The organism is Aeromonas sp. MR16, from assembly GCF_022549315.1.
Taxonomy (GTDB): domain Bacteria; phylum Pseudomonadota; class Gammaproteobacteria; order Enterobacterales; family Aeromonadaceae; genus Aeromonas; species Aeromonas aquatica.
In genome coordinates this window covers 1-18,091 of sequence record NZ_JAKZFK010000025.1, presented here as the reverse complement: position 1 = coordinate 18,091, position 18,091 = coordinate 1, and the positions used below count along the sequence as shown (strand labels likewise).

General features: G+C 62.1%; 19 protein-coding genes and 1 pseudogene. 11 read left to right on the top strand and 9 right to left on the bottom strand.

The window, feature by feature from the left end:
• Positions 1-23: 23 nt before the first annotated feature.
• The 4 genes from MM194_RS16360 to MM194_RS16345 all read right to left on the bottom strand — a co-directional run bounded on the left by MM194_RS16360 (position 24) and on the right by MM194_RS16345 (position 3,956).
• On the bottom strand, positions 24-1,205 hold the full coding sequence (locus tag MM194_RS16360) for a MerR family transcriptional regulator (protein WP_241344152.1): 1,182 nt from the start codon (positions 1,203-1,205) through the stop codon (positions 24-26).
• Positions 1,206-1,362: 157 nt separating this feature from the next.
• Positions 1,363-3,093 (bottom strand): single-stranded-DNA-specific exonuclease RecJ, encoded by a 1,731-nt coding sequence (gene recJ, locus MM194_RS16355; protein ID WP_241344151.1) that lies wholly within the window; start codon positions 3,091-3,093, stop codon positions 1,363-1,365.
• A complete protein-coding gene (locus MM194_RS16350; RefSeq protein WP_241344150.1) occupies positions 3,059-3,775 on the bottom strand; it encodes a disulfide isomerase DsbC N-terminal domain-containing protein in 717 nt (238 codons plus the stop codon). The genes recJ and MM194_RS16350 overlap by 35 nt, the downstream gene beginning before the upstream one ends.
• A gap of 31 nt (positions 3,776-3,806) precedes the next feature.
• Entirely contained in the window at positions 3,807-3,956 is a 150-nt protein-coding gene (locus MM194_RS16345; protein WP_241344149.1) for a hypothetical protein, read from the bottom strand.
• A gap of 79 nt (positions 3,957-4,035) precedes the next feature.
• Between MM194_RS16345 and mscL the strand changes: the two genes are divergently transcribed.
• Positions 4,036-4,446 (top strand): large-conductance mechanosensitive channel protein MscL, encoded by a 411-nt coding sequence (gene mscL / locus MM194_RS16340; RefSeq protein WP_033131098.1) that lies wholly within the window; start codon positions 4,036-4,038, stop codon positions 4,444-4,446.
• A 103-nt stretch (positions 4,447-4,549) separates the two neighbouring features.
• Here the strand turns inward: mscL and xerD are convergent, their stop codons facing one another.
• The gene (gene xerD / locus MM194_RS16335) at positions 4,550-5,461 is read right to left on the bottom strand and encodes a site-specific tyrosine recombinase XerD (protein ID WP_241344148.1); all 912 of its coding nucleotides are present in this window, start codon (positions 5,459-5,461) and stop codon (positions 4,550-4,552) included.
• Positions 5,462-5,695: 234 nt separating this feature from the next.
• Between xerD and fldB the strand changes: the two genes are divergently transcribed.
• From fldB to MM194_RS16300, 7 genes and pseudogenes are all read left to right on the top strand, one after another.
• The gene (gene fldB, locus MM194_RS16330) at positions 5,696-6,214 is read left to right on the top strand and encodes a flavodoxin FldB (protein ID WP_033130942.1); all 519 of its coding nucleotides are present in this window, start codon (positions 5,696-5,698) and stop codon (positions 6,212-6,214) included.
• A 111-nt stretch (positions 6,215-6,325) separates the two neighbouring features.
• Positions 6,326-6,418: pseudogene (locus tag MM194_RS16325) on the top strand (flavodoxin FldB); the annotation flags it as partial.
• A 171-nt stretch (positions 6,419-6,589) separates the two neighbouring features.
• Complete coding sequence (locus MM194_RS16320) at positions 6,590-7,990, top strand: TldD/PmbA family protein (protein WP_241344147.1); 1,401 nt, start codon at positions 6,590-6,592, stop codon at positions 7,988-7,990.
• A complete protein-coding gene (locus MM194_RS16315) occupies positions 7,990-8,091 on the top strand; it encodes a TldD protein (protein WP_241344146.1) in 102 nt (33 codons plus the stop codon). The genes MM194_RS16320 and MM194_RS16315 overlap by 1 nt, the downstream gene beginning before the upstream one ends.
• A gap of 99 nt (positions 8,092-8,190) precedes the next feature.
• A complete protein-coding gene (locus MM194_RS16310; RefSeq protein ID WP_152599239.1) occupies positions 8,191-8,292 on the top strand; it encodes a TldD protein in 102 nt (33 codons plus the stop codon).
• Complete coding sequence (locus MM194_RS16305; protein WP_241344145.1) at positions 8,292-9,632, top strand: TldD/PmbA family protein; 1,341 nt, start codon at positions 8,292-8,294, stop codon at positions 9,630-9,632. Before MM194_RS16310 ends, MM194_RS16305 begins: the two co-directional genes overlap by 1 nt.
• A 225-nt stretch (positions 9,633-9,857) precedes the next feature.
• Positions 9,858-10,232 (top strand): VOC family protein, encoded by a 375-nt coding sequence (locus MM194_RS16300; protein WP_241344144.1) that lies wholly within the window; start codon positions 9,858-9,860, stop codon positions 10,230-10,232.
• 99 nt (positions 10,233-10,331) lie between these two features.
• Here MM194_RS16300 and MM194_RS16295 read toward each other — a convergent pair whose 3' ends face one another.
• Entirely contained in the window at positions 10,332-11,258 is a 927-nt protein-coding gene (locus MM194_RS16295; RefSeq protein WP_033130938.1) for a L,D-transpeptidase family protein, read from the bottom strand.
• A 455-nt stretch (positions 11,259-11,713) separates the two neighbouring features.
• On the opposite strand from MM194_RS16295, the gene yegQ reads away from it, so the two are divergent.
• Complete coding sequence (gene yegQ, locus MM194_RS16290; RefSeq protein WP_033130937.1) at positions 11,714-13,075, top strand: tRNA 5-hydroxyuridine modification protein YegQ; 1,362 nt, start codon at positions 11,714-11,716, stop codon at positions 13,073-13,075.
• 1 nt (position 13,076) lies between these two features.
• Entirely contained in the window at positions 13,077-13,325 is a 249-nt protein-coding gene (locus MM194_RS16285) for a YfhL family 4Fe-4S dicluster ferredoxin (RefSeq protein ID WP_033130936.1), read from the top strand.
• An 86-nt stretch (positions 13,326-13,411) separates the two neighbouring features.
• Here MM194_RS16285 and MM194_RS16280 read toward each other — a convergent pair whose 3' ends face one another.
• The gene (locus tag MM194_RS16280; RefSeq protein WP_241344143.1) at positions 13,412-13,786 is read right to left on the bottom strand and encodes a DUF1090 domain-containing protein; all 375 of its coding nucleotides are present in this window, start codon (positions 13,784-13,786) and stop codon (positions 13,412-13,414) included.
• Positions 13,787-13,964: 178 nt separating this feature from the next.
• Here MM194_RS16280 and MM194_RS16275 point away from each other — a divergent pair, with 178 nt between their 5' ends.
• Positions 13,965-14,318, top strand: a complete 354-nt coding sequence (locus MM194_RS16275; RefSeq protein WP_241344142.1) for a DsrE/DsrF/TusD sulfur relay family protein — start codon at positions 13,965-13,967, stop codon at positions 14,316-14,318.
• Positions 14,319-14,321: 3 nt separating this feature from the next.
• Here the strand turns inward: MM194_RS16275 and MM194_RS16270 are convergent, their stop codons facing one another.
• Complete coding sequence (locus MM194_RS16270) at positions 14,322-15,539, bottom strand: MFS transporter (protein ID WP_241344141.1); 1,218 nt, start codon at positions 15,537-15,539, stop codon at positions 14,322-14,324.
• 153 nt (positions 15,540-15,692) lie between these two features.
• Positions 15,693-17,840, bottom strand: coding sequence for a polyribonucleotide nucleotidyltransferase (pnp, locus tag MM194_RS16265; RefSeq protein WP_241344140.1), 2,148 nt, complete (start codon positions 17,838-17,840; stop codon positions 15,693-15,695).
• Between the last annotated feature and the right edge of the window lie 251 nt (positions 17,841-18,091).

Sequence of the window (18,091 nt, the reverse complement as noted above, 5' to 3'; positions counted from 1 at the left end):
TCTCCTGTTGAATGTTGTCGGTGTCAGGCTGCCCGCAGGCAGCACATCACATAGCCATAGTGGCCGAGATACTGACGGTGGATGGCGAGCTCCTGGGTTAAGTCCCTGAAGGCCGCCGAGTCTCCCAGCTCGCCCTCGAGGTGTGCCAGATTGCGATCTATGGGATCCAGGTAATTGCGCCACCCCCGCGCTGGCAACATGGTATGGGAGAGGCACTCATAACCCCTGGCCCGGATGGCCTCGAGCAAGGCATCCAGGGTCTGCATGCCGGGATACCCCTCTTGCCAGAACGCCCTGGCCTCGGACGGGGGCGCGTCGGTCAGCCACACCAATTCGCTGACCACCAATCTGCCGTGGGGGTCGCTCAACAAGGGCCGCCAGGCGGTCAGCGCCTCGGCAAAGCCCATCACATAGGCGCTCCCCTCGGCCCAGATAAGATCGACCGGCGCCAGTTCCAAGGGCAAGGCCGCCATATTGGCGCACAGGGTGCTCACCTGCTCATAGCCCGCCGCCCTGGCCGAACGATCGAGGGCGGCCAGGGCCGTCTCATCGAGATCGATGGCCAGGATGGGGGCGTCGCACACCTGAGCCAGCGCCAGGGTGGCGGCGCCACGCCCGCAACCGATGTCGAGGATGCGGTTGGGGGTCATGGCGAGGGCCTCGAACTGCTGCTGGGTAAAGGCGCGATCTCCCGGCCCCCAGTGGCTCATGCCATCCAGCAGCAGTTTGAAATCGCGAATGTATCGCTGGTGTTCGTTCATGTCTTTGCTGAGCCACTGCAGCTGATAGCGATCCTTCTCGCTGAATCCCTGCCTCATCACCCAGTCGAAATAGGCCTGGGGCGCCTCTCGCCGCAGTTGCAGCTGCCAGGCCTTGAACGCCTCGCCGGAGTGAGCACTCATGCCCGCCAGATCCGCCAGCAGATCCCGGGCCCGCTGCATGCGGGCCAGCTCAATGTCGAGTTCCTCAACCCTTGCCCGCAGTGCAGCCTGATCGATCTCCCCCGCCAGGCAGGCTAGACACTGCTTGAGGCTGAGGCCACCGGCCTGTAGCGCCTGCACCATCTGCAACCGCTGCAGATCGGCCTCGTCGTAGTGGCGATAGCCGTTGGCAGCCCGCACACCCTCGATCACCCCCAGCTTCTCGTAATAGAGCAGGGTGGAGCGGGCGAGGCCGCAGCGGCGCGCCAGTTCGGATATTTTCATGGCAACCACTCTTGGTGCGGGTCGTCAGTCGACCCTATGAAAGAGAGCTTAAACTGTGAAGCCATAGACGGGTCAACTCCCCCGTCCCATTTCCCATAACAAAACGGCCACCCGAGGGTGGCCGTTGGCTTGAGCGACGTAGACAGAGGTGCGGATATTAGAGACCGGCGGCCTCCAGATGCTCTACCAGCAGCTGGACGCTGCGGTTGCCGCGCCACTCGTTGACATCGAGCCGATAGACCAGCCGCACCCGCTTCACCGAGGCATCCGGCCAGCGCTTGAGATCGACCCCGAAGGCGATGGCATCCACCGCGTGGCCGGAATCCGTGGTCAGCATCAGCTTGAGGTGCTTCTCCCCCACCAGCCGCTGTTGCACCAGCACGAACTCGCCGTCGAACAGCGGCTCGGGGAAGGCCTGGCCCCAGGGGCCGGAGGCACGGATCAACTCCGCCAGCTCCAGGCTGAGCTCGTCCGGCAGCAGCTCGCCGTCGGTGAGCAGCACCCCGGTCAGCAGCTCCGGCGTCACCAGCTCGGCGATGACGGCTTCAAATGCCCGGCCGAACGCCTCTATGTTTGCCTTGGGCAGGGTCAGCCCCGCCGCCATGGCGTGGCCACCAAACTTGCCCATCAGGCCGGGATGGCGGGTATCGAGCAGCTCCAGCGCATCGCGCAGGTGCACGCCGGGGATGGAGCGACCGGAGCCCTTGAGCTCGGTGTCGCTGCTCTCGGCAAACGCGATCACCGGTCTGTAGTACTTCTCCTTGATCTTGGAGGCCACCAAGCCCACCACCCCCTGATGCCACTCGTCTCTGTGCAGCACTATGCCGGACGGCACCTCGCCATCGCGAAAACGGATCTGCTCCAGGGTGGCGAGGGCCTCCTGCTGCATCCCCTGCTCTATCTCCTTGCGCTCCTGATTGAGGCTGTCCATCTCGGCCGCCAGCTGGCGCGCCAGATTGATGTCATCGCACAGCAGGCAGGCGACCCCGAGGGACATGTCATCGAGACGGCCGACCGCATTGAGCCTGGGGCCCAGCGCGAAGCCGAGATCGGCGGCGCACAGGCGGCGACCGTCGCGGCCCGACACATCCACCAGCGCCTGGATGCCGGGGCGGCAGCGACCGGCCCGGATCCGCTGCAGCCCCTGATGGACCAGGATGCGGTTGTTGCCATCCAGCGCCACCACGTCGGCGACTGTGCCGAGGGCCACCAGATCGAGATAGTCCGCCACATTGGGGACGCGAATGCCCTGACGCTCATACCAGCCGGTCTGGCGCAGATGGGTGTTGAGCGCCGCCATCAGGTAGAAGGCGACCCCCACCCCGGCCAGGGACTTGGAGGGGAAGTCGCAGCCACGCTGGTTAGGGTTCACTATCGCATCGGCAGCGGGCAGTTCATGACCCGGCAGGTGATGATCGGTGACCAGCACCTGCATGCCGGCCGTCTTGGCGGCGGCCACCCCGGCGATGCTGGAGATGCCGTTATCCACGGTGATCAGGAACTCGGCGCCCCGGACCACCGCCAGCTCGACGATCTCCGGGGTGAGGCCGTAGCCGAATTCGAAGCGGTTCGGCACCAGAAAGTCGATGCTCTTCCCCCCCATGGCCCGCAGCGCCAGCACGCACAGGGCCGAGCTGGTGGCGCCGTCACAGTCGAAGTCGCCGACGATGAGGATGCGCTTCTGGGCGCTCAGGGCGGCGGCCAGCAGCGGCACCGCCTGCTCCATGCCGAACAGACGCTGAGGCGGCAACAACTGGCTGGCGCTGCGCTCCAGCAGGGCGGGATCCTCCACGCCGCGGCTGGCGAAGATTTGACGAAGCAGGGGATGCAGGGTGGCGGGCAGATGGGAATCATCAACTCGCGGACGACGACAGATTTGCAGGGGCATCGATATGATCCAGTAGCTTGAGCAGTTGTTCAGGGCGCTGGTAACCGCGCACCAGATCCCCGTTTGGCAGGACCCAGCTCGGTGACGCCTTGATCCCGAGCCACTGGCTCAGGCCGATATGATGGGCAAGGATCTCATTACATCCGGCCGCAGGCAAACGATCACTGAGACTGAGTTCACCCAGAAGTGCAGGATCGCACCAGAGCGCCTGCGCATCGGCCAGATCGGCGAAGCGGCCGAGCACCGGCAGTAACTGCACACTGACCCCCCTCGCCTGCAGCATGGGCAACTCATCCAGCGTGGCCCGGCAGTTGCGGCAACCCAGTTCGGTAAACAGGGTGAGATGATGACGCTCGTGCGGGGCCTTGAGCTGCATCCGCTGCTCGCCGATCTGGGCCAGGGCCAGCCGGCGCTGGCGTTGCTGGTCCAGCATGGTGAGATTTTTCATGCCGTGACCCAGATCCAGCATGGAGCCCTGCAGCACATAGTCGCCCCTGGCATCGCTGTAGATCAGCCCCTGAGACGTGCCCAGCAGGAAGAGGCCAGGCACCGGGGTCTCGTCGATCAGGAAGACCCGCACGCCGAGACGCTGGGCTATGGTCTGCTTCAATTGTTGAGGATCCATCCCCGCGTTGGCGGCAAAGGCGCACAACAGCATCATTCCCAGCAGTAAATAGTGCACTATTTCACTCACTTGGTATGAACGAGAGGTTTCATACGGTAAACCAGTGACATTGGTGGCTCAACTCATAAATTACAGACTGATTAATAGTGGCGAATGCAAAAAATTCCCATTCCAGCAGGTTGCCAATTGGGCCGAGGCCCAGCAAGCTAATCAGGACAACAGGCAGCAGCAAGGGCATCCCTCTGTTTTCCTGATGCTTTATTATTCAAATCAAAGGAGCGGTAGCGGCCGCTCAGAACCCATTTTTGGAGGGGAACATGAGTCTGATTAAAGAGTTCAAGGCCTTTGCGGCCAGAGGCAACGTCATCGACATGGCGGTTGGTATCATCATAGGTGCCGCCTTCGGCAAGATAGTCTCCTCCTTCGTAGGTGACGTCATCATGCCGCCCATCGGCCTCATCCTGGGCGGCGTGGACTTCAGCGATCTCGCCGTGACCCTGAAGGCCGCCGAAGGCGAGGTGCCCGCCGTGGTCATCGCCTACGGCAAATTCATCCAGACCGTCATCGACTTCCTGATCATCGCCTTTGCCATCTTCATGGGGCTCAAGGCCGTCAACACCCTGCAGAAGAAGCAGGAAGAGGAAGCCCCTGCCCCGGCCGGTCCCACCAAGGATCAGGAACTGCTGAGCGAGATCCGCGATCTGCTGAAATCCCAGCAGGGCAAATAAGCTCGCGGCCTGCCCGGCACTTGCAAAAAAACCGCCACCAGGCGGTTTTTTTATGGGCGAAAGCTCCAGGCGAAGCACGACAGCTTTCGTCAGGGGAAGGCATTCAGGCCCTCGGATGGTGCTCGCCGTGCAGTGTCTTGAGGCGCTCGTTCGCCACATGGGTGTAGATCTGGGTGGTGGAGAGATCCGCGTGACCCAGCAGCATCTGCACCACCCGCAGATCGGCGCCGTGGTTGAGCAGATGGGTGGCAAAGGCGTGGCGCAGGGTGTGGGGGGAGAGCTCCCCCCTGATCCCGGCGCGCATGGCATAGAGCTTGATCCGATGCCAGAAGGTCTGGCGGGTCATCATCCTGGCCTGCTTGGAGGGAAAGACGACGTCCGAGCTGGTGCCGCCGAGCAGCAGGGTACGTCCCTCCCGGTAGTAGCGCTCCAGCCAATGGACGGCCTCTTCCCCCATGGGCACCAGTCGCTCCTTGTTGCCCTTGCCCACCACCCGCACCAGCCCCTGGCGCAGGCTGACGTGCTCGGCGGTGAGCCCCACCAGCTCGGAGACCCGCAGCCCGGTGGCGTAGAGCAGCTCCAGCATGGCCCTGTCCCGCAGCTCCAGCGGATCGTCCACCAACGGTGCCCCCAGCAGCGCCTCCACCTCGGCCTCACTCAGATCGGCGGGCAACTTCTTGGGCAGCTTGGGCCCCTCCAGCAACACGGTCGGATCGTCGCTGCGCAATTTTTCCCGATTGAGATACTGATAGAAACGGCGCAGGGCCGACAGGAAGCGGGCCGTGGAGCTCGCGGCAAACTGCTTGTCCACCCGCCAGGCGAGGTAGTGCTGGATCTCGTCCATCCCCACCAGCAGCAAGGAGCCGCCCTGCTCATCGAGCCAGAGCGCAAACTTCTCCAGATCGGTGCGATAGGAGCTGACCGTGTTGTCAGACAGGCCACGCTCCAGCCAGAGTGCATCGAGGAAGGGCTCGATCAGGGGATGGTTGTGCTGGGCGGGAGCGGGCTTGGTCATGGGCTTGAGTCTTCGACAAAGGGTGCGCCATTGTAGCGTGGTCCCGAGGCACGGCAAGTGATGGCCTCTGACCCCTTGCCCGGTGAAGGGCGAATCGCAATCTGTTAGACTGGCGCCCCTCCACCTGGCCCGCCATGCTCACCCCGGCGTGTCTTAAGAAGCCAGTATGCCCTGTTTGCCGCAAAAAACAGGGGATGACACGAGATGGCTCTGTTTTACGGTAAGGACAGCGAGATGAAGATTGGTTTGTTTTACGGCTCTACCACCTGTTACACCGAGATGGCCGCCGAGAAGATCCGCGCCCTCATCGGCCCCGAGCTGGTCGATCTCCACAACATCAAGGATGTGCCCCTCGTCCGCATGCAGGAGTACGACATCCTGATCCTGGGCATCTCCACCTGGGACTTCGGCGAGCTGCAAGAAGACTGGGAATCCCGCTGGGAGGACATCGCCGATCTCCATCTGGAAGGACGCATCATCGCCCTGTTTGGCATGGGTGATCAGCTGGGCTATGGCGAATGGTATCAGGACGCCCTCGGCCTGCTGCACGATCAGCTGGTGCCAAAAGGCGTCAAGCTGGTGGGCTACTGGCCGAACGAAGGCTACGAGTTCGACGCCTCCAAGGCGCTGATCGACGATGGCCGTCACTTCGTCGGCCTGGCCCTCGACGATGCCAACCAGTACGACCAGACCGAGCCCCGCATCGAGCAGTGGGTTGACCAAATCCTCGGTGAGATCCACGAGCTGCTCTGATCGTGCCTGCTCGACGATGCCAGCCAATGTGCCGACCAGACCGAGCCCCGCATCGAGCAGTGGGTTGACCAGATCCTCGGCGAGATCCACGAACTGTTGTGATCGTGCCTGCTCGACGATGCCAGCCAATGTGCCGACCAGACCGAGCCCCGCATCGAGCAGTGGGTTGACCAAATCCTCGGTGAGATCCACGAGCTGCTGTGAGCCTTGACCGCTGGCTAGCGGGTGCAGATCTCGAGCCGATTGTCCCAATCGGTATCATCGCATGATGCCATGACGACTTTTTTGCACAGGTCTGTAACAATGAAACCGTCCCCAGTCCCCTTCGGCGCCGGGGACGGCCCTGAACAGGCTCAGACCAGAAAAGGATATGCTATGACCCCATTCTCCCTGCTGACCCCCGCCATTGCCCGCGATGTGCTCGATCACGCGCTGCGGCTTGGCGCCGACTTCGCCGAGCTGTTCGTGGAACGCAAGCGTCGCAGCCAGCTCAGCCTGCTCTCCAGCCAGATCGAAAATATCAGCGGCGGCCTCGATTTCGGCATAGGCGTGCGGCTGTGCTACGGCCACAAGGTGCTGTATGGCTACACCAATCTGGCGGATCGCGACGAGCTGCTGCGCATCGTCAGCCTGCTGGCGGCCAAGGACAGGCGTGACCCCGTGGTGACCGCTACCGCCTTCGATTTCATCCGCTTCACCGACCGAAACCCGGTGGCGCTGCCGTTATCGGCGGACAAGCAGCTGGAGCAGAAGATTGCCTACCTGTACGCCATGGACGCCGCAGCCCGCGCCGAGAGCGCCAAGGTGAGCCAGTTCTCCGCCAATGCGCTGGGCTGGGAGCAGGAGGTGGAGATCTTCAACAGCGAAGGGCTCATGGTCAGCGACCGCCGCCACTACAACCGCATCATGGCCCAGACCATAGCCCAGAACGGCAGCGAGCAGAGCATCGGCTACGAGGCCCCCGGGGCCCTGATGGGCTGGGAGCATGCGGCCCTCATCGATCCCCGGGAGCTCGCCCTCACCGCCACCCGCCAGGCGCTGGTGAAACTCGGCGCGGCCCCCTGCCCGAGCGGCAACTTGCCGGTCATCATGGAGAGTGGCTTTGGCGGCGTCATCTTCCACGAGGCCTGCGGCCATCTGCTGGAAACCACCTCGGTGGCGAAGAAAGCCTCGGTGTTCCACGACAAGATGGGGGAGCTGATTGCCAACCCGGCGGTCAGCGCGGTGGACGAAGGCCTGCAGGCCAACGCCTGGGGCTCTATCAACGTCGACGACGAAGGCATGGCGACCCAGCACACCCAGCTCATCAAGGATGGGGTGCTGACCGGCTTCCTGGTGGACCGCATGGGAGCGCTGAAGACCGGCCATGCCCGCACCGGCTCGGGCCGGCGCGAATCCTATCGCTTCGCCCCCGCCTCGCGCATGCGCAACACCTTTATCGAGCCGGGCAACCATTCGCTCGATGAGATGCTGGCCACGGTGGAGCACGGCATCTACGCCAGGAAGATGGGGGGCGGCTCGGTGCAGCCGGGTACCGGCGAGTTCAACTTCAACGTGCAGGAGGCCTACCTCATCGAGGGCGGCAAGATCACCAAACCGCTCAAATCGGCAACCCTGATCGGCACAGGCCCACAGGTGCTCAAGGAGATCTCCATGGTGGGCCGCGATCTCGCGCTGGCCGCCGGCATGTGCGGCTCTGTCTCGGGCTCAGTGCCCACCTCGGTCGGCCAGCCGCCACTCAAGGTAGACAACATCCTCGTGGGGGGGAACGTCTGATGAGCATAATTGACAACCTGCCGGGCTCAGTTTCCATCCCGGCCTCGGTCGGCCAGCCGCCGCTCAAGGTAGACAACATCCTCGTGGGGGGGAACGTCTGATGAGCATAATTGACAACCTGCCGGGCTCAGTTTCCATCCCGGCCTCGGTCGGCCAGCCGCCACTCAAGGTAGACAACATCCTCGTGGGGGGAACGTCTGATGAGCATAATTGACAACCTGCCGGGCTCAGTTTCCATCCCGGCCTCGGTCGGCCAGCCGCCACTCAAGGTAGACAACATCCTCGTGGGGGGGAATGCCTGATGAGCCAACTCGATATGAATGCATTGCTGAGCCGTCTGCTCAACCAGGTCGCCGATCTCGGTGCCGAGGCGGATCTTATCGCCAATCGGGACAAGGCCTTCTCCCTCAAGGCCGACAAGGGCGAACTCGCCGAATACAAGGTCACCAGCAGCCAGCAGATCGGCATTCGCCTGATCAAGGAGGGCCGAGTCGGCATCGCCTACTCGGAGTCGCTGGACGAGGCGGCCCTGGCCGCCATGCTGCAGGATGCCTGTGACGCCAGCCGCTTCGCCAAGCTGGATGCGGATCAGGCCATTCGGGTCGAGGACAGCCAGATCAGCACCGACTGCGCCGAGATCAATCAGCCTGACGGCACCCCGGTGGAGGAGAAGATCGCCCTCGCCCTGCGCCTCGAGGCGGACATGCTGGCGCAGCCCGATGTGACCGGCGCCCCCTACAACAGCTTCTTCGAGGGAGAGAGCCGGCTCTGGCTCGCCAACAGCCGGGGCACCCTCTGCCAGCATCAGGAGTTCAGCGTCGGCTGCTACAGCTCGGCCCTGATCTCCCGCGGTGGCCGCCAGTCCATGCACTCCCAGGGACAATATGGCCGCCGCTTCGACGAGCTGGACAGCCAGAGTCTCATCACGCAGATCCACGCAGTGGCCCATGCCCTGCTGGCCGGTGAGGCGGTGCCAAGTGGTCGCTACGGCGCGATCTTCACCCCCAACGCACTGGCCAGCCTGTTCGGCTGCTTCCAGGCGGCGCTCTCCGGCAAATGGGCCCAGCAGGGGATCAACCCCTGGCGGGACAAGCTGGGGCAGCAGGTTGCCTCCCGCTGGCTCAGCCTGGAGAGCCGGACCTATATGCCGGGTGGCATGAACATCAAGGGGTTCGACGGTGAAGGCGCCCCCACCCGGGATCTGCTGCTGATCGGCGAGGGGGAGCTGAAGAGCCTGCTGCACAACAGCGCCACCGCCCACCACTTCGGCATCGCCAGCAATGGCTCGGCGGCCCGCAGTGCCCGCGGCGCGCTGGATGTGACGGCCCGCCACCTGGTGTTTGGCACAGGCCCTCACTCGGAAGCCGAGGTCAAGAGCGGCGAGTATCTGGAGCTGGTCAAGCTCGATGGTCTGCACTCGGGCGCCGATGCGGTGAGCGGTGACTTCTCGTTCGGGGCATCCGGCTTCCTGTGCCGTGATGGCGTGCGCGTTCAACCGGTGCGCGGCATCACGGTGGCGGGCAACTTCTACCGCCTGCTGGGGGAGCTGGAAGCGGTCGGCGGCCAACTGCACCACGACGATGGCAAGGGCTTCTATGCCCCCCTCATCCGTTTCGGTGGTTTGAGCATCGCCGGCAAATGACTACGCCCAGGATGAGGAGGGCCGCGACGCGCCGGCGCAGAGCCGCTTCGGTGGCCTGAACATCGCAGGCAAGTGACTGTATACAGAGCGGAAACCACTTCTCTTCCCCACTCAAAAACGGTGCCATCAGGCGCCGTTTTTTCACTGCTGGCGCCCCTCTGCGGCCACTCCTACCCTCTAAGAGCCACCGGCCGCATCGGCCGGGAACGTCTGGAGAATACGAAGATGGACAACACTCTGGTCTGGGCCGACATTCCGACCCGGGATCTGGATCGTGCCATGGCCTTCTATTCGGCCCTGCTCGGCGTGCCGGTCACACCAATACAGGAGGAGATACGCTTCGCCATGCTGCGCCACGATGGCAACAACGCGGCGGCCTGCCTCGGCCCCATGGACGAATACCACCAACCGGGCGGCACTGGCCCCCTCATCTACCTTGCCTTGAATGATCGCCTGAGCGAGGCCGAGCAGATGGTGCCCAAACTCGGCGGACGGGTGCTCGAACCCTTGCACAGCATCGGCAGCGGCCACGGCTCCCGGGTCATCATCGAAGACACCGAGGGCAACCGTCTCGCCCTCTATGCCCCGCCCGCCGCCTGAGTGCATTCACCCTGACAACCACTCAGACAAGGCTCGGCCACGGCAGAAACAACAACGGCGACCTGAGGTCGCCGTTGTTCATTGTCTCGTCAGCGGCCATCAGGCCTGCGGGTTAAGACGGGTCGGCAAGCCGTTACGCTGCTCCAGCACCTGCTTGACCACATTGGAATCGCTGTCCATGTGGGCGATGAAGCGGGTGATGGCCGGGGTCATGGGCAAGGGCACGGATTCGCTGGAATTGAACTCCGCCTCAGTACGGGACAGGGGCTCATGAACTTCCATGTAGCGACCGCCATCCGGCTCGACGGTGGACTTGACCGGCTGGTTCACGAACTGGACGCGGGTACCGACCGGCACCTTGTCAAACAGGTACTTGATGTCGTCGGCGCGCAGGCGCACGCAGCCACTGCTCACCCGCAGACCGATGCCGAAGGTGGCGTTGGTACCGTGGATGGCGTAGAGGTTGCCGATGTAGAGCGCATGCAGGCCCATGGGGTTATCCGGGCCGGCCGGCCAGACCGCAGGCAGGGTCTTGCCCTGGGCGGCATAGCGGCGACGGATGTTCTCGGTCGGGGTCCAGGTCGGGTTGGCGCGCTTGCGCTCCACCTTGGTGATCCAGTTTTCCGGGGTGTTGACCCCCAGCTGGCCGATGCCGATGGGCAGCACTTGCACCACGTTCTGGCCTTTCGGGTAGTAGTACAGACGCATCTCTGCCACGTTGATGACGATCCCCTCGCGCGGCGCATTCGGCAGGATCAGCTGATGGGGGATGACCAGCTTGCTGCCCGGGGTCGGCAGATAGGGGTCAACGCCCGGGTTCGCTTCCATGATGTTGGTCAGGCCCAGTTGGAAGTCGGAGGCGATCTGCTCCAGCGGACGATTATCCGCAGGCACCACGTACTCCTGATTCTCGCCGATCAGGCGGCTGTTGGCGGCGGGCAGCACGTATTCAACGGCGGAAGCCTGCTGGCTGACCAGAGTCAGAGTACAAAAAAGGGCCGAAGCGGCAATGCGAAGGGGATTCATAAAGTTCCTGTATTGTTCCTGTTCCTGTGGGCCTGAGACCTGTTTTTTTCCCGGTTTGTCCTGCTGCGATTCACTCGCGCCCTGGACCAATCACCGAGCGCGCATTCTTTCCCGAGTCGGACAAAATTTCAACTTGAAGAGGGGGCTTTTTAGCGGAAAAGATCCATTCTGCCCTCAACAATTCCCTCCATCGGCGCCCCGACACCCTAGCATCGACAATCTGAGCGTAAAATGAACAACCGTGAACCTCCTGTGTCACCCGCTCAAATTGCATGATGGGCCAGTGACGAGTACAATCTCGCACCCCGTATATCAGGAGTATCGAGCCATTTCATACTCAGGGTGTACCCCATCGGGTGCCAGTGCGTCGAGTACCGTCGTGCATCACAGATGAACCAATACGACGCCATCAGGTGGCGTCGTCCTGATTTGCAATCAGATAGAAAGAGTCCAACATGTTCAGACCAGAATTGCTCTCCCCTGCCGGGACCCTCAAGAATATGCGTTACGCCTATGCCTATGGCGCCGACGCCGTCTATGCGGGCCAGCCGCGCTACAGCCTGCGGGTGCGCAACAACGAATTCGATCACGAGAACCTGCAGCTCGGCATCAACGAAGCCCACGCGCTGGGCAAGCAGTTCTACGTGGTGGCCAACATCCAGCCCCACAACTCCAAGCTCAAGACCTTCATCCGCGACATGCGCCCGGTGGTGGACATGAAGCCGGACGCGTTGATCATGTCCGACCCCGGTCTCATCATGATGATGCGCGAAGCCTTCCCGGACATGCCGATCCACCTGTCGGTGCAGGCCAACGCGGTCAACTGGGCCACGGTGAAGTTCTGGCATCAGATGGGCCTGACCCGCGCCATCCTGTCCCGCGAGCTCTCCCTCGACGAAATCGAGGAGATCCGCATGCAGGTGCCGGAGATGGAGCTGGAAGTCTTCGTCCACGGCGCCCTGTGCATGGCCTACTCCGGCCGCTGCCTGCTGTCCGGTTACATCAACAAGCGCGACCCCAACCAGGGCACCTGCACCAACTCCTGCCGCTGGGAGTACAAGGTGCACGAGGGCAAGGAAGATGACGTGGGCCAGATAGTCCACCGTCAGGAGCCGATTGCCGTGCGTCCGGACAACACCCTGGGGCTCGGCAAACCGAGCGATGCGCTGGTGCTGCTGGAAGAGTCCAACCGTCCGGGCGAGTACATGACGGCGTTCGAGGATGAGCACGGCACCTACATCATGAACTCCAAGGACTTGCGCGCCGTCGAGCACGTGGAGCGTCTGACCAAGATGGGTGTGCATTCCCTCAAGATCGAAGGCCGTACCAAGTCCTTCTACTACTGCGCCCGCACCGCCCAGGTCTATCGCAAGGCCATCGACGATGCGGTCGCCGGCCGGCCGTTCGATCCGACCCTGATGGGCACCCTCGAGAACCTGGCTCACCGCGGCTACACCGAGGGCTTCCTGCGTCGCCACAACCACAGCGAGTACCAGAACTACGACTACGGCTACTCCGTCTCCGACACCCAGCAGTTCGTCGGCGAGATCACCGGCCGTCAGGGCGACATGGTGGAAGTGGAAGTGAAGAACAAGTTCCTGGTGGGCAACAGCCTGGAGCTGATGACGCCCCAGGGCAACGTCAGCTTCAACCTGGAGCAGATGCAGAACCGCAAAGGGGAGCTTATCGACACCGCGCCGGGCAACGGTCACGTGGTCTATGTGCCGGTCCCCAAAGAGATCGACATCAACTACGGCATACTGCTGCGCAACCTCGGCGATCGTCAGGACACCCGTCAGCCGCACTCGGCGGCCTGAGATGGCGCTGCTCATCACCAGCAAATGCATCAACTGTGACATGTGCGATCCCGAGTGTCCGAACCAGGCCATCAGCCTGGGGGCCAAGATCTACGAGATAGACCCGGATCGCTGCACCGAATGCGTCGGTCACTATGAGAAGCCGACCTGCATCAGCGTCTGTCCCATCGACTGCATCATCTGGGATCCCGCCCACGTGGAGACCGAAGAGCAGCTGATGGACAAGTTTGTGCTGATGCATCGGCAGTAATGCCGGACCTGCGGGTTACGGACTGCACCATCCAGAAATAGAAAAAGCCGGGCATGCCCGGCTTTTTCTATTGCGCTGCAGCCCGGTCAGGGCTTGATCAGTTTCTGCAGCGCCTCAAGCTCGCGCTGGGCTTCCAGCAGCTCGGCCTGGGACTCCTCCAGCTTGACCTGCTTCTTGGCGATCTTGTCCGGCTTGCCCGACACCCGCGCACTCTGCAGATCGGCAAGGCGCTCTTCCACCTCCTCCTTCTGCTTGGCCACTTTCTGTTGTTGCTCCTCGATCAGGCCCGCATCGGTGCAGTGGGTCTCGATGTTGCGCAGGGCCTGCTCCAGCCCGGCCACCTGATCCGCATTGTTGTGTGCCTTGGCGAAGACCAGCTGATCGGTCACCGCCTGATGCCGAGCCTTGCAGCCAACCTCCTGGCTACCATAGGCCTGACCGGCCAACAGCAGCATACTCATTCCGGCAATTTTCCACATAACGACCTCGTCATTCTGTCATATTGGATGGCTGCCTATGAGACCTGACTCACCCTCCGAGGTCAAGCCGGCGGAAAAAACCTACGACAGACTTGGGACCCCATCACGTCAACAGAGTCCATATGGCGCTACAATGACACCTTTCAATCCGGAGAGCCCCATGAAGCAACAGATCGTCATCATCGCCAACGGCGCCCCCTATGGCAGCGAGTCCCTGTTCAACGCCCTGCGTCTGGCCATCGCCCTCAACGAGCAGGGTGGCGTCATCCTGAAGCTGTTCCTGATGTCCGATGCCGTCGGCGCCGCTCTGGCCAGCCAGGCGCCAGCCGAGGGCTACAACCTGCGCCAGATGCTGGAGATCCTGCTGGCACAGGGCACCCTGATCCGGCTGTGCAAGACTTGCACCGATGCCCGCGGCATCACGGCCCTGCCCCTTATCGAGGGCATCGAGATAGGCACCCTGCCCCTGCTGGCCCAGTGGACCCTGGCGGCCGACAAGGTGCTGACCTTCTAATCCTCAGTACTCAGTACTGACCTGGATCAGCGTCGGACGCGGGATCCGGGTCCCCCATCCATAGAGAACCAGAATAGCCAGACAGAGCAGCGCCATGAGCCCGTAGAGCCAGCTGCCTCCCCAATTGGTCAGGATCCAGCCTCCCAACAGCGCCCCGATGGCGATCCCTAGCCCGGACATGGACGCGGCCCCAAAATAACTGCCCTTGAGGTGGCTTGGCGCCATCTGATCGATCAGCACGTTGAGCAGCGGGAACAGGATGCACTCACCGACGCTGAGCAGGATCACCGCCACTATCCAGTGCCACCAGATGGCGGTATCCCCGAGTGCAAACAGCACCTGAGCGCCAAGAAAGATCGCCACCCCGAGTTGCAACCGGCTCTTGATGAGCCAGTTGGCGGTCAGGTGCAACAGTGGGAACTGCAGGATCACTATGGTCAGTGCATTGGCCGACACCAGCCAGCCGATGAGCCGCTCCACCTCGGGAGTCCCCGCCCGGGTCAGATACTGGATGAGCGGCGACTCGAACTGGGCATAGACCAGCATCAGCAGCACGTTGGCCAGGGTCAACAACAGGAAGCCCCTGTCCTGCCAGAGCACGCGCAACACGGCCCGCATGCCGGGGCCGGCTGCACTGCCTGCCTGAGCTCCCGCGAGTCGAAAACCGAGTATGAAGATGAGGCCGAGCAGCAGATAGCTGGCACTGAGCAACAGAAAGGTCTCCTGCCGGGCACTCAGGCCATAGCTGACACCGAGTAGGGGGCCTATGGCCGCGCCCAGGTTGAGCAGAAAGTAACGAAGGTGCAGCGCCAGCTCGCGAGCTTTCGGCTCGGCCAGGCTATCGGCCATCAGCGCCTTGCCCGGTGAATCGATGAGCCCGTAGGAGAGTCCACTGCCTACCACGCCGATCGCCAGCCAGAACACCTGATGGGAGAGCCCGAGCAGGCTGACACTCAAGGCCGACACCAGGCAGCCAAACAACAGTATGTTGCGCCGTCCCCACTTGTCCGACAGCCAGCCCCCATAGAAGCTGACCAGGGTAGAGAGTGCCGCAGTTGACCCCAGGATGAGGCCAATCAGCGTCGCCGACAGACCGTAGTCACGGTAGAGCAGAATGGAGAGAAACGGCCAGACCATGAAAAAAGTGGTGCGCACCATGAAGGTGCCCAGGATCACGATCCAAACCAGAGGGGGAAAATGCCTGAGATAGGCCCATGACATACTGCAATTCCTTTTGACAGCGAAGAGGCGGGTCGTCCCTTATAACAATTGGCGCCAAAAGGAACAAGCCATCTCGCTTGCAACAGAGTCAGAGAGAAACGCCGGCATAAAAAAAGCCGACCCAAGAGTCGGCTTTTTCACGGCATGGCAGCCTTATTCGGCGGTCGGCTCTTCGACGGCGGCAACGGCCACGTCGGCAACCGGAGCGGCGGCTTCGGTCGGTGCATTCGCTTCCTTGATGGAGAGACGCACACGGCCTTGACGATCCACTTCCAGTACCTTCACCTTCACAACATCACCGATCTTCAGGAAGTCGGCCACGTTCTGCACGCGGGCATCGGTGATCTGGGAGATGTGTACCAGACCGTCTTTACCCGGCAGGATGTTGACGAAAGCGCCGAAATCGGCCAGACGCACAACCTTGCCTTCATAGATGCGGTTCACTTCGATCTCGGCGGTGATGGCCTCGATACGACGGATGGCTTCCATGGCGGCTTCGTTGGCAACGGCGGAGATGCGGACGGTGCCGTCATCATCCAGCTCGATGTTGGTGCCGGTCTCTTCGGTCAGGGCACGGATCACGGAACCACCCTTGCCGATCACATCCTTGATCTTCTCAGGATTGATCTTGATGGTGTGGATGCGCGGAGCGAAATCGGAGATCTCGCTACGGGGAGCCTGGATGGCTTCGTCCATGACCTTCAGGATGTGCAGGCGAGCGCCACGGGCTTGCTTGAGGGCAATCTCCATGATCTCTTTGGTGATGCCTTCGATCTTGATGTCCATCTGCAGCGCGGTGATACCTTGGGTAGTACCGGCTACCTTGAAGTCCATGTCGCCCAGATGATCTTCGTCACCCAGGATGTCGGACAACACGACGAAACCTTCTTCTTCCTTCACCAGACCCATGGCGATACCGGCGACGGAGGCCTTGATCGGCACACCCGCGTCCATCAGCGCCAGGGAGGAACCACAGACGGAAGCCATGGAGGAGGAACCGTTGGACTCGGTGATTTCAGACACCACGCGCACCACGTACGGGAACTCGGCGGCGCTCGGCATCACGGCAGCAACGCCGCGCTTGGCCAGACGACCGTGACCGATTTCACGACGCTTAGGGCTACCCATCATGCCGGTCTCACCGACGCAGTACGGCGGGAAGTTGTAGTGCAGCATGAAGCGGTCGGCACGGTGGCCAGCCAGCTCGTCGATGTTCTGGGCGTCACGCTCGGTACCCAGGGTCGCAACCACAATGGCCTGAGTCTCACCACGGGTGAACAGGGCGGAGCCGTGAGCGCGCGGCAGGATGCCGGTGCCGACGGACAGGGCGCGGATCATTTCCGGATCGCGACCATCGATGCGCGGCTCGCCACGAACCACACGGCCACGGACGATGCGGCTTTCCAGGCTGTGGAACTCTTCGCCGATCTTCTTGGCATCTTCTTCCACGCCGGAGGCGATGACTTGCTCAACCACACGCTGCTTGATGGCACCGATGGCGGCGTAACGCACGGCCTTCTCGGTGATGCGGTAGGCTTCACCCAGCTCGGCGGTGGCCAGCTCGGCAATCTTGGCCTTCAGCGCTTCGTTGGTCGCAGGCGGGGTCCAATCCCACGGCTGGGTACCCACGTCGGCGGCGAATGCGTTGATGGCGTTGATCACCACTTGCATCTGCTCGTGGCCATAGACCACGGCGCCCAGCATCACTTCTTCGGACAGGATGGCCGCTTCGGATTCCACCATCAGCACCGCGTTGGCGGTACCGGCGACGACCAGATCCAGATCGCTCTGCGGCAGTTCCTGGGTGGTCGGGTTCAGCACGTACTGGCCGTTCATGTAGCCGACGCGAGCAGCAGCAATCGGGCCGCCGAACGGGATGCCGGAGATGGCCAGTGCAGCAGAGGCACCGATCATGGCAACGATGTCGGGGGACACGGCCGGGTTCACGGACATGACGGTGGCAACCACCTGAACCTCATTGAGGAAGCCTTCCGGGAACAGCGGACGAATAGGACGGTCGATCAGACGGGAGATGAGGGTCTCGCCTTCGCTCGGACGGCCTTCGCGACGGAAGAAACCACCCGGGATACGACCAGCAGCATAGGTACGCTCCTGGTAGTTGACGGTCAGCGGGAAGAAATCACGGCCGTGATCGGCCTCTTTCTTGCCAACGACGGTCACAAATACGCAGGTATCGTCCATGCTGACCATTACGGCCGCAGTGGCTTGACGGGCCATCACACCGGTTTCCAGGGTAACGGTGTGTTGACCGTACTGGAATGACTTTACAATAGGATTCACGTGAATTTCCTTTTTACAATTTGGCGCTTTAAATTCGCGTGCAAGTATACTTGATTCGAACCAAAAGGTAAGCGGCGACACGAATTCTGTGAGGCAGGCAACGACTTGCGGCCTCAGAAAAATACTGTCTAGTCCTGAAATAGGTTTACACATTTTCGTCTAGCTTCACGTGACTCAGAACCCCCGATGTACCGCATCGGGGGTTCTGTATGTCAACGTATGATGCGGTCGCTCCAGGTTGTAAATATCCA